This window comes from Neobacillus niacini, from assembly GCF_023715415.1.
In the GTDB taxonomy this organism is placed as follows: domain Bacteria; phylum Bacillota; class Bacilli; order Bacillales; family Cytobacillaceae; genus Neobacillus; species Neobacillus niacini_C.
The window spans coordinates 125917-141523 of the sequence record NZ_JAMBOB010000009.1; the positions used below are offsets into that span (position 1 = coordinate 125917).

The following is a 15607-nucleotide window of genomic DNA, read 5'->3' on the forward strand; positions in this document are numbered from 1 at the left end:
CAGTATCTCTTAAGATTGGGGTACTGCCGACCAATTATGATTGTTTTGCTGCTTTATGAAGGAAAAACAAATCTTTTCCTTGATCAAGCATTGAAGCTTATAAAATGACATTAGAAAGGGGAGTTTAGGATGTCTAAAGATTTATCCTATGCAACCAGTCACCGTAAGAAAGCGTTGATTCTTTCCATTATTCCTGGGTTAGGTCAGCTATATAACAAACAATTTTTAAAGGGAGCCTCCTTTCTCATTATGAGTGCAGCTTTTTTCTATGTTTTTTATGATTTATTAAACATAGGATTATGGGGATTAGTTACATTAGGAGAAATACCATTTACAGACCATTCTATTTTCTTATTAGTCTACGGAATTCTAGCCCTTATTGTTTTAGTCTTTGGAATTGGGTTTTATTTGTTTAACCTACGCGACGCTTATAAGGTAGGGTTATCTCGCGATAATCATGAACCTATTAGTACTGTAAAAGAACAATATAGAAATCTAATTGATAATGGTTTTCCTTATTTAATCATGTCTCCTGGATTTTTATTGCTTGTTTTCGTCGTTGTTTTTCCAATTCTATTCGTATTGTTACTGGCATTCACAAATTACGACCTTTATCATTCTCCGCCTGCTAAGCTTGTGGACTGGGTATTATTTAAAAACTTTGTTGATATCTTTAAGGTTGATATGTGGCGTCAAACCTTCTTCTCCGTTTTATCTTGGACCTTGGTTTGGACCTTTGTGGCAACAACCTTCCAAGTCGCATTGGGAATTTTCCTAGCGATTATTGTTAACCAAAAGGAAATTAAAGGAAAGGCAATCATCCGAACTGTTTTTATTCTTCCGTGGGCGGTACCAGCATTTGTATCTATTCTGGTATTCGCAGGTATGTTTAATGAATCCTTTGGTGCGATAAACAGAGACATTCTGGGATTCCTCGGTATAGAAGGACTTCCATGGATGACAGAGCCGATATTCACAAGAATAGCACTGATATTTATGCAAACATGGCTTGGTTTCCCATTCATTTTTGCGATGACAACAGGTGTCCTGCAGTCTATTTCACAGGACCTTTATGAAGCCGCTACTGTTGACGGTGCATCCAATTTCCAAAAGTTTAAAAACATCACGTTGCCGCTTGTTTTATACGCAATTGCACCAGTTTTAATTACACAATATACGTTTAATTTTAACAATTTTAATATCATTTATTTATTTAATGGCGGAGGACCAGCGATAACTGGCCAAAACGCCGGCGGAACAGATATCATAATTTCTTGGATTTACCGCCTGACAATGACTTCGGCACAATACTCGAAGGCAGCGACGCTAACCATGCTGTTATCAATTATTGTTATAACAGTTGCCATCTGGCAGTTTAGACGAACAAAATCATTCCAAGAAGAGGATATGATGTAATATGAAAAAACAAAATTTTGTTAGACTCACCCTTACGTATCTCGTTGTCCTAATCATGTTTGTTATTATCCTATATCCACTCGCATGGATCATTGGTTCATCTTTTAACCCGGGTCAAAGTTTATCAGGATCAAGTATCATTCCTGAGAATGCGACATTAGCCCACTATAAAGAGTTATTTGATACAAGTAAAAGTAATTATGTATATTGGTATATTAATTCTTTAAAAGTTAGTATCTTAACCATGCTATTTACTGTTATCTTAGTAAGCTTTACAGCATACTCATTCTCACGGTATCGATTTGTTGGACGTAAAAATGGCTTGATGACATTTTTGATTTTACAAATGATTCCAAACTTTGCTGCGCTCATTGCCATTTACATTTTAGCTATGTTGACTCATTTAATCGATACTCATTTAGGTCTAATCCTTGTATATGTCGGAGGACAAATACCGATGAATACCTGGTTAATGAAAGGGTACTTAGATACGATTCCAAAGGAACTCGATGAATCAGCAAAAATTGACGGAGCAGGACATTTACGAATCTTCTTTCAAATTGTCATGCCGCTTGCAACACCTATTATTGCGGTAGTAGCACTTTTCTCCTTCATTGCACCTTTTGCGGATTTCATTGTCGCAAGTATTTTACTGAGGACAGAAAAAAATTATACACTTGCTGTTGGACTTTACGAGTTAGTAGCAAAACAATTTGGGGCTGAATTTACTACTTTTGCAGCGGGTGCTGTATTGATTGCTGTTCCAATAGCGATACTATTCTTATCTTTCCAACGTTTCTTCGTGTCAGGATTAACAGCAGGAGGAACAAAAGGTTAAAGTACTGAGGTAGAAAATAGTAATCCTCGCCTTTATAATTAATTTAAAACACCCTTTGAGAGGGGCGCAGGAAATGGCAGTTACGATTAAGGAAGTTGCAGCACTCGCTAACGTTGCTCCATCAACGGTTTCAAGAGTGATAGCTGACAGTCCAAGAATTAGTGATGAAACAAAGCAAAGAGTAAAAAAGGCAATGGAGCAGCTTGGGTACCATCCCAATTTAAATGCGAGAAATCTAGCAAGCCAATCCACTCAGGTGTTAGGTCTTGTCATGCCGAGTTCGAAGGATGTTGGATTTCAAAATCCCTTTTTCCCTACAGTATTGCAGGGAATTAGCGAAGGGGCACAGGAGAAAAATTATGCCTTGCAAATGTCAACAGGTAAATCAGAGCAGGAAGTTCTTGATGCTGTGATTCAAATGGTGCAAGGAAAAAGAGTAGATGGAGTGATACTTCTTTATTCTAATGTTGATGATCGAGTTATATCTTATCTAAAAGAGCAGAGGTTTCCTTTTGTTTTAATCGGAAAGCCTTATCTGGATATGGAAGAAATAACTCATGTTGATAATGATAATGTCCGTGCAGCGAAAGAAGCGACGGAATATTTAATAAGCTTTGGACATGAGAAAATTGGTTTTATCGGCGGAAGTAAAGAGCTTATGGTAACGGTCGATCGTATTGCGGGATATCAACAAGCTTTGAAAAATGCCGGTCTTACCATTAGCAACGAATATATGATCCATGAAGAGTTTCTAAGAGAAGGTGGTCAAGGGGCTGTTCGTGAATTAATGGCCCTTCGGCAACCGCCAACAGCCTTAGTGGTAGCAGATGATTTTATGGCATTAGGTGTTCTCAATAAATTGGATGAACTCGGAATTAATGTACCAGATGATTTATCTATCGTAAGCTTTAATAATGTGCTGCTTGCAGAATTGGCAAGGCCGCCATTAACTTCAGTGGATATCAATATATTTGAGCTTGGCTATCAGGCATCGAAAAACTTAATTGTTATGGTGGAAAATAGCAATGAACCTACTAAACGCTTGATCATTTCTCATCGAATAATTGAACGTTCATCGTGCACAAAGCCAAATCCGGGAAAGAGGATTGGAAAGGAATTAACATGAAAAAAATATGGTGGAAAGAAGCGATTGCCTATCAAGTGTATCCTCGCAGCTTTATGGATTCTAACGGGGATGGAATAGGTGATATTCAAGGAATTATTTCTAAGTTAGATTATCTACAAGAACTAGGAATTGATGTGATTTGGATTTGTCCAATGTATCAATCACCAAATGACGATAATGGGTATGACATTAGTGATTATCAAGAAGTAATGAAGGAATTCGGAAAGATGGCTGATTTTGACCAGCTATTACATGAAACGCACCAACGCGGCATGAAGCTGATTTTAGATTTAGTGATCAATCATACAAGTGATGAGCACCAATGGTTTATAGAATCTCGCTCTAGAAAAGAAAGCCCAAAGCGGGACTGGTATATTTGGAAAGATGGTAAAGACGGGAAAGAGCCGAATAATTGGGAGAGTATTTTTGGCGGTTCTGCTTGGGAGTATGATCAAGAAACCGACCAATACTTTTTGCATCTTTTTTCGAAAAAGCAGCCTGACCTTAATTGGGAAAATAAAGAGGTTAGACAATCGCTCTATGACATGGTTAATTGGTGGCTCGATAAAGGAATTGACGGTTTCCGTGTCGATGCTATCAGCCATATCAAAAAAGAAGCTGGACTAGAGGATATGCCAAATCCTAAAGGATTAAAATATGTTTCCTGCTTTGACAAAATGATGAATGTTGATGGTATTCATACGTTTTTAGAAGAGCTAAAGGAAGAGACTTTTTCTAAGTATGACATCATGACTGTAGGCGAAGCGAATGGAGTAACAGTTGACGATGCAGCGGATGTTGATCAGTGGGTTGGCGAAAGGCACGGAAAGTTCAATATGGTTTTTCAATTTGAGCATCTGAATCTTTGGGATGCAGAAGTGAAAAAGGAACTTAATATTATTGAGCTGAAGGATGTTTTATCCCGATGGCAGAAGGGGCTTGAAGGTAAAGGATGGAATGCCCTGTTCATTGAGAATCATGATAAAGCTCGTGTGGTTTCCACTTGGGGAAATGACCAAGAGTTTTGGCGTGAAAGTGCAACAGCCTTTGCTGCTATGTATTTCTTGATGCAAGGTACACCGTTCATTTACCAAGGACAAGAAATTGGTATGACAAATGTTCAATTTGATTCCATTGATGACTATAATGACGTATCGGCAAAAAATATGTACACGTTGAAAAAAGCAGAAGGCGCATCTCATGAAGAGATTATGGAAGTGATTTGGGCTTCTGGTCGTGATAATTCTCGGACTCCAATGCAGTGGTCAGATGAACGAAATGCCGGGTTCTCTACAGGCAGTCCATGGATGAAAGTTAACCCAAATTATAAAGCTATTAATGTGGAATCTCAGAAAAAAGACGAGACATCGATATTGAACTTTTACAAAGCGATGATTCAGTTAAAAAAGAATAACGAAGTGTTTACGTATGGCACCTATGATTTACTATTGGCAGAAGATCCACAGGTTTATGCTTACACAAGAACATTAAACCAAGATAAGGTATTGGTTATAGTAAACCTTTCTGTAAAACCTGCTAAAGTTGAAGAGATAAACGTAGATATTCACAATCTAATTTTGAGTAATTATGATGTCAAAGACCAAGGTACGACTTTAAGCTTACAGCCATACGAGGCGAGAGTATATCGGATGTAATAGCACAAATAAACCTAGGACGATTTCAAATTTTGAAATCGTCCTTTTGGGTTTCAGTCCTATAGTAGAGATTAATATAGGCTGAGAGCCCGTACTGTACTTATTGGAATAAAAATTATATAACTCTATGCCAATTCGATGCGTCTATATACGCCCGGTGCAACACCGTACTTTTTATGAAATACCCTATGAAAATAAGGATAGCTGCCAAAGCCGCAGTCCTCGGCAATTTGTTCTAGCGTCAAGGCGGTATATTTCATTTGCTCAACAGCCGCGGCTAACCGAATTTCGAGAGCATATTCGATAATCGTTTTCCCGACGGCACTTTTGAAAAGATGAACGGTACGGGAAATGCTTAGGCCAGCATGCTGTGCAACATCCTCTAACTTAAATGGCTGGGTAGCGTGTTCCTCAATGTAGCGCATCATTCGTGTTACCGAGTAGGGCCGGTTGAATGAGGGGGCTGTCTCGTGAACTGCCCGTTCTAAAAATAAACAGAGCGCCCTAAGCAAATAGGTGGTAAGTTCTTCGTCCTGATTAGAAGCAGGACGGCGTTTCTCCATCATAATTTGACGCCATAGAGATAGCATTTTTTCATCGATATGGATCCGGGAAACATTTTGTTTTTTATTTCGTCCCCACCATTCATTTACCCAATTACCTTCACATACTAGGTGATAATCCCCGCTGATCTGGCCATCTTTGACGAGTAGCTCATAGTGATCTCCCGGTTGAATTAAAAGGAGATCCCCTTTTTCAAGCTTCATTTTCTGTCCCTTTACCACAACTTCACAGAGACCTTCTGTCTGCAGGCGTAACAAATAAGAGGGGTATCCAGATTTATGCTGCGAGTGATACCCATTTGTATGATAAGAATAGCCGCAAAATAATATGTTTGTCATCCTAAACCCCCAATAAAAAAAGAGAAAAATAGCAAAATAGTAGATGTTTCAATTATATCATCTATGTTTATTTATGGAGAAAGGAATTATTATGGTATCAAATTAGTAAGGTTAATGGAAAGGAAGGTGTAAAGGTGACAAACATTCCAATTGCAGTACAGATGTATACGTTGCGAGCAGAAAGTGAACAAGATTTTGCTGGAACATTAAAGAAAGTGGCTGAACTTGGCTTTGACGGTGTTGAATTTGCAGGTTATGGAGGATTACCTGTTCAAGAGGTCAAGGCTTTGATTGATGAACTTGGTTTACAAGCTGTAGCATGTCATATCCCGCTACAAGAATTAGAGAATAATTTGTATCAGGTTATTGAGGATTTAAAAACTTTAAGCTGTCATTATGTCGTCTGTCCCTATTTAATGCCTGATTCTAGAAGTGAGGCAGATTATATAGCCCTAATTCAATTTTTAGACCATGCAGGTGAGATTTGTTCGAATGAAGGGATAACGCTCTGCTATCATAATCATGATTTTGAATTGAATAAGTTATCAGACGGGAGAATGGCACTTGAAGCCATTTATGACAATACAAGTTCTAACTTTTTAAAGGCTGAATTGGACGTTTATTGGCTGACAAAAGCAGGGGAAAACCCAGTTAATTGGATGGAACGATATCAAAATCGAATTCCGCTTATCCATTTAAAAGACATGACCATGGATGAGGAAGGTTTTTTTGCGGAGCTTGGAACAGGCGGGGTGGATCTTGAATCAATCCTACTTAACGGTGAAAAAGCGGGTGTACAGTGGTGGATTATTGAGCAGGATGTAAGTCGCCTAACACCATTTGACAGTATTGAAATTAGTATCAACTATTTAAAACAAAAATTGGAGGGATAATAATGAAAAAATTAAGAGTTGGTGTAATTGGCTGCGGCAGTATTGCCATCCATCGTCATTTGCCTGAATATAGTTCGAATAAAAATGTTGAACTGATAGCTGTTTGTGATATCAATGAGGAACGTGCACAAGCAACTGCTGAAAAATATGGGGCAAAGGCTTATAGTAGCTATGAAGAATTAATAAGCAGCGGTTTGGTAGAGGCAGTAAGTGTCTGTACACCAAATTATCTCCATGCTCCCATTACGATTGCTGCCTTAAACGCTGGTCTTCATGTTCTCTGTGAAAAGCCAATGGCCACCTCCAGGGAAGAAGCAAAAGAGATGATTGCGGCAGCAAATGCCAATGGCAAAAAGCTAATGATTGCTCATAATCAGCGATTTGTACCTTCACATCAAAGAGCTCGTCAGTTAATCCAAAACGGAGAAGTGGGTAAGATTTACAGCTTCCGTACAGCATTCGGACATGGAGGACCAGAAGGCTGGAGTATTGATGGGAAGGAAAGTTGGTTCTTTGAAAAAGAAAAGGCATTTGTTGGAGCGATGGGTGATTTGGGTGTACACAAGACCGATTTACTTCGCTATGTGCTGGGTGAAGAAATTACAGAGGTAGGTTCTTTTGTTGAAACCAATGCAAAGGATTTTGCAAGTGTTGATGATAATGCGGTATGTGTATTAAAAACCGAGAGTGGAATCATCGGAACTCTTGCTGCTAGCTGGGCTTACACAAGCAAAGAAGATAACTCAACCATTATATATGGAGAAAAAGCGATACTTCGTTTAGAGGATGATCCTGTAAATTCCCTTGTCGTTCAATATGCGAACGGAGAATTAGTAAATTATCAGCTTGGTAAAATCCAATCCAATGCAGCTGGGGGGCAAAATAATTCTCGTGTCATTGATCAATTTGTTGCTGCTGTGATACAGGATTGTGAGGTGCCTGTCACCGGGGAAGAAGGTATGAAATCATTGGAGGTTATTTTGGCAGCATTAGAGTCCAATGAAACAAAGCGAATTGTAAGAGTGCGTGAGTAAGATGAAAAAGCTGCGTATTGGTATCATCGGGGTTGGAGGTATTGCCTTAGGCCGCCATATTCCTTCGTTTCTACAGTTAAAGGATCGTTGTGAGATTACTGCTTTAAGTGATATTCATGTCGAACGTGCACAGGAAACGGCAGAAAAATATAATATCCCTTATGTTTTTTCGGATTATCACGATCTATTTTCAATGGTTGATGCCGTTTGTATTTGCACGCCAAATAAATTCCACGCAGAAATTACGATTGCAGCCTTTGAAGCGGGAGTACATGTATTGTGTGAAAAGCCAATGGCTTTATCTGCAGAAGAATGCGAGGCGATGCTCACGGCTTCTATAAATGCAGATAAAGTTCTCGCAATTGCCTATCATTATCGTTTTATGAAGGAAGCGCAAGCAGCTAAGAAGGCCATGGAGGACGTAGGTACACCTCTTGTAATAAGGGTTCAGGCATTGCGACGCCGAAAGGTCCCGAATTGGGGAGTATTTACCAACAAAGACCTGCAGGGCGGCGGCAGTTTGATTGATTATGGCTGCCATTTGTTAGATTTAGCTCTATGGCTGATGGGGAATCCAAACCATACAACGGTGACAGGCACCACCTATAACACATTAAGTAAAATGCCTGACCAAGTGAATCAATGGGGCTCGTTTAACCATGAAACCTTTAATGTCGATGACCATGTGACAGCCTATATTCAATTTGAAAATGGTGCTTCGATGTTGTTTGAAACGTCATGGTCTGCCAATATAAAGGCTGATGCTGAGCATCTTAGCATTTCTGGTGTGGACGGGGGATTAAGTGTCTTTCCTTTCGAACTTTATACAACAAAGAACGGAATGCTATTAAATAGTGAAGCTGCATGGCTTCCTGGTAAAGAAGACCATGGGTTGCAGCAGGCTAGGAACTTTATTGAAGCATGTCTTGGCATGGATGAGTTAGTGGTAAAACCAGAAGAGGCACTTCAAGTTTCGCAGATTATTGATCAAATATATGAGAGTGGGGGAAATAAATTATGAAACTAGGAGTTTTTACGGTATTGTTTGCAGAAAAATCATTTGAGGAAATGCTAGATACTGTCAAAGAAGCTGGCCTTCACGCAGTTGAAATTGGTACAGGCTGTTATCCAGGAAACAGTCATTGTGATTTAGACGGGTTATTAGAGAGTGAAGAAGCTCGTAATCTATACCTTCAACAAGTGGAGAATCGTGGATTGACAATCAGTGCCTTTAGTTGTCATGGAAATCCAATATCACCTGAAGAAGGTTTTGCGAAAACTTCCCATGAAACTCTATTAAAAACGATTAAACTTGCCTCACTTCTAGGTGTACCAGTTGTGAACTGTTTTTCGGGTACAGCTGGTGACCATGAAGGTGCAAAATATCCAAATTGGCCGGTAACACCATGGCCAAACGAATATGGCTCAGTCTTACAGTGGCAATGGGAAGAAAAGTTAATTCCTTACTGGAAAGAAGTCGGTCAGTATGCGAAGGAACACAACGTGAAAATCGGGCTCGAGCTTCATGGCGGATTTTTAGTTCATACTCCATATACGCTATTAAAACTGCGTGAGCAAACATGTGACGCAATCGGTGCTAATTTGGATCCAAGCCACTTATGGTGGCAGGGGATTGACCCAGTAGCTGCAATCAAAATTTTAGCAAAAGAAAATGCGATTCACCATTTTCATGCGAAAGACACCTACATTGACCAAGAAAATGTGAATATGTATGGGCTAACAGATATGCAGCCCTACGGGGAAGTAAGAACGAGGGCATGGACATTCCGTTCAGTTGGCTGTGGACATAGTTTAAAAGATTGGTCAGACATGATGAGTGCACTTCGCACATATGGCTATGATTATGTAGTCAGTATCGAGCATGAGGACCCAATCATGTCTATAGATGAAGGGTTTAAACGTGCCGTGACCAATTTGAAATCTGTTTTAATAGAAGAGTCTGTTTCTCAAATGTGGTGGGCATAAACTATACAAAAAAACATAAGGGACATTGCGTCCCTTATGTTTTTTTACCTTTTCGATTAATTTAATACTGCTTTCGTAAGCCGTTCCCACGGTTTACTTAGCCAGCGCCTCAATGCAAAGCCGCCACGCAGCCACTCATCAGTTCCTTGAGCAAGCCAAATTCCCAATAGTCCCAATCCATAATGAACCCCTAATAAATAGCTTAAAGTGACTGCTACTCCCCACATTGAAATAATGCCAATGATAACGGGAAAACGAACATCTCCTGCAGACTTTAGTGAACTCATCAGGACGATATTCATGGCTCTTCCGGGCTCTACGAAGACAATAGCCCATAAAACAGGAAGTCCAACCATAATAATGGATGGGTCCTCTGTGAATACTCTTAAAACAAATTCTCCTCCGAAGGCGGTAATAAGTGAAGCTAAGGTTGATGCAATCATAGCAATCTTTAGAGTTTGAATTCCTCGTTTTAAGGCACGATCATATTGTTTCCCACCAATATAACGTGCTACCAAAAGCTGGGTTCCTTGAGCGATTGCGACCGTGAACAAAAAGCAAAGCATGCTGATATTTAAGATATATACCCGTCCTGCCAAAGAGGCTGTACCCATTGTAACAACAAAGCTAGTAATAACCACTTGAGATAATTGGTAGGAAAGATTTTCTCCTGCTGACGGAATCCCAATCTCGAGCAATTCACGGATATCTTGTTTTTTTGCGTTGAAGATGTCCTTGATGACAATTTTTAAAGAAAGTCTGTTATAAAGCAAATACAATAGAGCACAAACAGCGTAGGCTCGAGCTGCAAAAATGGCCCAGGAAACACCCGTCACACCTGTAATTGGAAGGCCAAAGATTCCTGTAGTCGCAATGATATTCCCGCCAATACTGATTAAATTCATAAAAACAGTAACCATCATTGATTCCTTCGTGTACCCATGACTGCGAAGGATTGCACTTAAAGCCAGAGAGAGTGATTCGAAAAAGAGTGAAAGTGCACATATTCGTACAAAGGTAATTCCGTAGTCGAACACCAAACCTTGAACATCATACAGACGAAGAAGTGGTTCTCCTAAAATAAAAACAATAATGGCAATAATTACTCCAAACCAGAAATTTAATCCAAATACAGAATAGGATAATTGCCTCGCACGTTGAAGGTTTCCTGCACCTAGATTTTGACTGATTAATACAGTTGCCCCAATAGATGTAACATTAAAAACCAATATAAAAATATTTAACAGTTGGTTGGCCACGCCGACACCTGCTACTGCCTGGTCCGAGTAATGGCTTAACATCAAGGTAGCCACAATCCCCATTCCCATATGAAGGGAAAGCTCAATAAAGAGCGGCCACGTAATACTAAAGAGAGTTTGTTCCTGATAATTGCTTTTTTGTTCCTCCACACTATTCTCCAATTCTATTGTTTAATAAAAATAATGCTTAATTTTACTCCTAATGAAGGGTTTTATAAATAGAAATTTTTGTTTGAAGTTATTCCAAATACAGGGACTAACAAATGGAAAAAGAATAAGATTGTTATCTAGCTATTAATTTGCTATTTTTAAACTATAACACTACTAAAATGGGGGCAAATATGTTTACAAAAAGAAATTTATATAGGTTTTTGTTAATCCTCATTGTTGGATTATTTGTCCTTTTACAAGCTATAGATTTAATTAATCCGGACCTCTTTCATTCTATTAAAATAGTAAACAATGTCGCTTCGGTTATTTCGATCGTTGCTATCGGTCTCCTATACTTCTTAGTGAGAGAATTCGATAGGAAAGCCGATGAATTTACGATTAACGAGAAGAAAATGAAAAATATATTTGATACTCTAGATGTTGCCATCTGGTCCCATGATTTAAAGTCAGACACGCTATTAATCACACCAGGAATAGAAAAACTCTATGGATATAAGCTGGATGATTTTTATGAAAATACAAACCTTTGGAAAGAAGTTATTTTTCCAGAGGATTTGCCTGTTTTAAAGGATAGAGAAAAGAAACTTGCAGTTGGAGAAACAGCCACTAGTCAATATCGTATTATTCGCCCTGATGGTGAAGTACGCTGGATACAGGACAGAGGGATACCAACCTTTGACCAAAAAGGAGACTTTGTTGATTTTACAAGTGTGTTATTCGATATTACAGATCGAAAAGAAAGTGAAGGGCTCTATCAAAGTCTAGTTGAAATGTCCCCTGATATTATTGCTGTTGTTTATGATGGGAAAATTGAATATATAAATGAAGCGGGCTACAAATTAATTGGCGCTGATAATCAGGAGCAGGTGATTGGGCAATCAGTTAAGAATTTTGTTCCTTTGCAAATTACAGACTTAATTAAACGTAAAGTATTCTCACCGGATAAATTGGAGAACGAGCGGCTTAGGCTTGAGTTTCAGGTTAGACGAACAGACGGTAAAAGCATTGATGTGGAGATGGCTGCAAGGTCTATTCTATATGAAGGACGATTTGCCGTTCAGGTAGTAGGCAGTGATATTACCCAAAGGAAGCAATCGGAGAAAACGATTAAATTCATGGCATATTACGATACGTTAACAAGGTTACCCAACCGAAATCAATTTAGAAATCATCTTATTGAGATTCTACACCAGCAAGAGGACAAAAAACACGCAGTACTATTCCTAGATCTGGATCGATTTAAAATTATTAATGACACCAAAGGTCATTCTGTTGGGGATATTATTCTTCAAAAAGTTGCAGGTCGACTAGAGAAAGCAGTCCAGAGTGAGGGACTAGTCTCACGTCAGGGCGGTGATGAGTTTATCATTGTCCTAGAAGATGTGGACAAAGAAAATGCTTCAAATGTGGCTAAACGAATCCTTAATGAATTTTCCTATCCCTTTGAAGTGAATAGTGAAGAATTTTACGTCACTACAAGTATCGGTATTAGTATTTATCCAATGGATGGACGCAATGAAGAATCACTTATAAAAAATGCTGATACTGCCATGTACCAGGCAAAAGAAAACGGAAAAAATAATTATCAATTCTATTCCAATAACCTTGATGGTATTTCCACCTGGAAAATGAAATTAGAGAACTGGTTACGAAGAGCGATGGATAAAAAGCAAATGACCCTTCACTATCAACCTCAGCTCGATTTACGTACTGGGAAAATTGTCGGGGTAGAGGCATTGATTCGATGGAATCATCCACAATATGGCTATATAGCTCCTTCTGAGTTTATCCCGCTTTCAGAAGAAACGGGTCTTATTGTGCCGCTTGGAAAATGGATACTAAGAGAGGCATGTGAACGGAGGAAGGCGTGGAAAGATGCGGGATATGAAGACTTTCCAATCGCAGTAAACGTTTCTGTCCGACAATTTCAGGACGAACATTTTATCCATTTTATTTCGGAGATGCTCGAGGAAATTGGTTTAGAGGCAAATTACTTGGAACGTGAAATTACTGAAAGTCTTATGCAAAACCTAGAAAACTCTACCATCATTCTGAATCAATTAAAGAAGTTAGGTGTTCTTCTAGCGGTGGACGACTTTGGTACGGGCTATTCCTCTTTAAGCTATTTAAAACATCTTCCTATTGATAAAATAAAGATTGATAAATCCTTTGTCGACGACATTATTTATCACTCTAATCAAGGAATGATGGTGAAAACGATTATTGATATGGGGATGAATTTGAAATTTGGTGTTATAGCAGAAGGAATTGAAACGGAAGAGCAGGTTAAATTCTTAACGCGGAATGCTTGCCAGATTGGACAAGGGTATTACTACAGTAAACCGTTATCTGCTGAGAAGCTGGAAGAATTTTTGGTAAAAGGCAATGTTTCTATTAAATAGAATACTGGCGGAAACACTCCGCCTCTTTTTTTTGAAAAAAACCTTCTAGTTGAAGGTTTTTTAGCTTCCCCATTTCATGTGTACGGTTAAGGTACAGCAAGATATGGGGCTGCTTAGGTCGGGATGGGCGGAAAGCTCAAAAGTTATACCGGTCGGCGTATATTTTGTTTCTACAGGTACTTTAAGACCAATCGTTTTGATTAATTTATCTACTTCCGTTTTGTTCCCCTGTTGAGCAAAAGACATTAACTTAACATCAAAATCTTCATCACCTAACCGGTCCAACAGGATACTGCCTTGGTCCATTAATAGCCGATAGGATTTAATGGACTTCGTGAAAATATTTACATCCACCTGCGGATATTGCCTGGTTACTGGGGGATAAAAGTAATAACCTGGGTAAGCAGGGGGCTGAGGATATGGTGGATAAGGATAGTGGTAATAATACATGGTAACGCTCCTTCCATAGTAAAAACACAAGGCAATATACGGTATGTATGTTGGACATTTTTGGTTACAAGGAAAGAGCGCCTGGAGTTTGGCTCCAAGCGCTCTTTACACTATTAGAATATATGAATATTACCGCTGGATACCTCAACATTTATTTGATTCTTCCCGGAGCCATGTGTTCCTTTTAAACTCTTTTTATCAGATCCATTACTTGTTAGTGGAAAATCACTCGAAATATTTCCACTGCTCACTTCGCCATCTAAGTTGAATTCCGCATTATCAGGTAAATCAAGATTTACATTCCCTGAGCTAAGGTCAATCTCAATCGGATCATTAAGTTTATCCATCTGCATGGAGAACCTTCCAGATGAAACATCTGCTTTCAGTGCGCCTGTAAAGTGGTTAACCTCTAAATTTCCAGAACTAAGGTCAAAGGTGCTTGATTTAGTCTTTAATGTATCAATTTTAACAATGCCTGATGAACCATCATGAGTAAACTCATTTACTTCTAAATGATCAATATTCACATTCCCAGAACCAATATCTAAAGAAAGTTCATTTAATTTCATCGACTGTCCAGAGAAATTTAAGATGCCTGAGCCAATCTGAATGGTCATATCACGGTTATACTCTTCAGGAATATAGATTTTTAGTTGGCTCTTTTCAGAGAAGGAGAACCAATTAAACATTTTATTTTTCGTTTCAACTACTAATCTATTGACTGTTTCTTTAACAGTCAGCGAGCCTTTTCCTGTTATTACCGCCTCAACATCATCACGGTTCTCAGGAATAATCGTCGTTTTTACGCCAGCCACTTTAATATCAATGGTTTCTATTGTTTTTGATAGCGATGCTCTCCCATCTTTATTGCTTCCAAATGCAAAACCATCAAATTGGAAAGACTGATTAAATAAAATATATAACCCGGTAATGATTAATAAAAGAATCACAATCCTCTTCAAATAAATCCCTGCCCTTCATTTCTTATAGTTTAATAATAATGGATTTACCATAAAGCACCAATGAACCAGAGATTTAATTATTTCTAAGACTAGAGACGTATAATGGCAGAAATGTGGAAATCATATTCGATTTCCGAACGATTAATAGTGTGATATTCTTTGTATTGGAGGTGTTAACGATGACAATAAAAAATATTTCCCCTAGTGAACTTCATGAGAGAATTCTAGGTGAGAATCAGATTGTTCTTCTTGATGTTCGAGCAGTTGAAAAATTTAATGAATTCCATATCGAAGACCCTAAGTTGGTGAGCCTGAATATCCCGAAGACAGAAATCTTTAATCTTAAAGATGGTGATGATTTTAAACAGCTACCAAAGGAACAGCCTGTTGTTGTTACTTGTACGACTGGAAACTCAGCTGCAAAGTGTGCGAGGATTCTTGATAATCTTGGCTATAAAGTTGAAGTGTTAGAAGGCGGCCTTACCGCTTGGAAGGAATATAGAAAATAGCTTG

14 protein-coding genes are annotated in these 15607 nt (G+C 38.7%); 10 read left to right on the forward strand and 4 right to left on the reverse strand.

Annotation, left to right across the window (positions count from 1 at the left end):
• Positions 1 to 129 precede the first annotated feature (129 nt).
• The 4 genes from M3189_RS20745 to M3189_RS20760 all read left to right on the forward strand — a co-directional run bounded on the left by M3189_RS20745 (position 130) and on the right by M3189_RS20760 (position 5035).
• Positions 130 to 1416, forward strand: coding sequence for a sugar ABC transporter permease (locus M3189_RS20745; RefSeq protein WP_251637390.1), 1287 nt, complete (start codon positions 130 to 132; stop codon positions 1414 to 1416).
• 1 nt (position 1417) lies between these two features.
• Entirely contained in the window at positions 1418 to 2254 is an 837-nt protein-coding gene (locus M3189_RS20750) for a sugar ABC transporter permease (RefSeq protein WP_251637392.1), read from the forward strand.
• A gap of 73 nt (positions 2255 to 2327) precedes the next feature.
• Positions 2328 to 3380: a LacI family DNA-binding transcriptional regulator gene (locus M3189_RS20755; RefSeq protein ID WP_251637394.1), complete on the forward strand. Its 1053-nt coding sequence runs from the start codon at positions 2328 to 2330 to the stop codon at positions 3378 to 3380.
• The gene (locus M3189_RS20760) at positions 3377 to 5035 is read left to right on the forward strand and encodes a glycoside hydrolase family 13 protein (protein ID WP_251637395.1); all 1659 of its coding nucleotides are present in this window, start codon (positions 3377 to 3379) and stop codon (positions 5033 to 5035) included. Before M3189_RS20755 ends, M3189_RS20760 begins: the two co-directional genes overlap by 4 nt.
• A 125-nt stretch (positions 5036 to 5160) precedes the next feature.
• On the opposite strand, the gene M3189_RS20765 is transcribed toward M3189_RS20760, so the two are convergent.
• Positions 5161 to 5937, reverse strand: coding sequence for an AraC family transcriptional regulator (locus M3189_RS20765; RefSeq protein WP_251637397.1), 777 nt, complete (start codon positions 5935 to 5937; stop codon positions 5161 to 5163).
• A 134-nt stretch (positions 5938 to 6071) separates the two neighbouring features.
• Here M3189_RS20765 and M3189_RS20770 point away from each other — a divergent pair, with 134 nt between their 5' ends.
• From M3189_RS20770 to M3189_RS20785, 4 genes are read left to right on the forward strand one after another with little or no spacing between them, the layout of a single operon-like run.
• Positions 6072 to 6830 carry a sugar phosphate isomerase/epimerase family protein gene (locus M3189_RS20770; RefSeq protein WP_251637399.1) on the forward strand — a complete coding sequence of 253 codons (759 nt, stop codon included), beginning with the start codon at positions 6072 to 6074 and terminating at the stop codon, positions 6828 to 6830.
• 2 nt (positions 6831 to 6832) lie between these two features.
• Entirely contained in the window at positions 6833 to 7864 is a 1032-nt protein-coding gene (locus M3189_RS20775) for a Gfo/Idh/MocA family protein (RefSeq protein WP_251637401.1), read from the forward strand.
• Position 7865: 1 nt separating this feature from the next.
• Entirely contained in the window at positions 7866 to 8885 is a 1020-nt protein-coding gene (locus tag M3189_RS20780; RefSeq protein WP_251637642.1) for a Gfo/Idh/MocA family protein, read from the forward strand.
• Positions 8882 to 9850 (forward strand): sugar phosphate isomerase/epimerase family protein, encoded by a 969-nt coding sequence (locus tag M3189_RS20785; RefSeq protein ID WP_251637403.1) that lies wholly within the window; start codon positions 8882 to 8884, stop codon positions 9848 to 9850. The genes M3189_RS20780 and M3189_RS20785 overlap by 4 nt, the downstream gene beginning before the upstream one ends.
• A gap of 56 nt (positions 9851 to 9906) precedes the next feature.
• Here the strand turns inward: M3189_RS20785 and M3189_RS20790 are convergent, their stop codons facing one another.
• Positions 9907 to 11259: an MATE family efflux transporter gene (locus M3189_RS20790; RefSeq protein WP_251637405.1), complete on the reverse strand. Its 1353-nt coding sequence runs from the start codon at positions 11257 to 11259 to the stop codon at positions 9907 to 9909.
• A gap of 191 nt (positions 11260 to 11450) precedes the next feature.
• Here M3189_RS20790 and M3189_RS20795 point away from each other — a divergent pair, with 191 nt between their 5' ends.
• Positions 11451 to 13682 (forward strand): sensor domain-containing protein, encoded by a 2232-nt coding sequence (locus M3189_RS20795; RefSeq protein WP_251637407.1) that lies wholly within the window; start codon positions 11451 to 11453, stop codon positions 13680 to 13682.
• 60 nt (positions 13683 to 13742) lie between these two features.
• On the opposite strand, the gene M3189_RS20800 is transcribed toward M3189_RS20795, so the two are convergent.
• Positions 13743 to 14132, reverse strand: a complete 390-nt coding sequence (locus M3189_RS20800; protein ID WP_251637409.1) for a hypothetical protein — start codon at positions 14130 to 14132, stop codon at positions 13743 to 13745.
• A gap of 113 nt (positions 14133 to 14245) precedes the next feature.
• A complete protein-coding gene (liaG, locus tag M3189_RS20805) occupies positions 14246 to 15094 on the reverse strand; it encodes a LiaG family protein (RefSeq protein ID WP_251637411.1) in 849 nt (282 codons plus the stop codon).
• A gap of 179 nt (positions 15095 to 15273) precedes the next feature.
• Here liaG and M3189_RS20810 point away from each other — a divergent pair, with 179 nt between their 5' ends.
• Positions 15274 to 15603 (forward strand): rhodanese-like domain-containing protein, encoded by a 330-nt coding sequence (locus M3189_RS20810; protein ID WP_251637413.1) that lies wholly within the window; start codon positions 15274 to 15276, stop codon positions 15601 to 15603.
• The last annotated feature ends 4 nt before the right edge of the window (positions 15604 to 15607 follow it).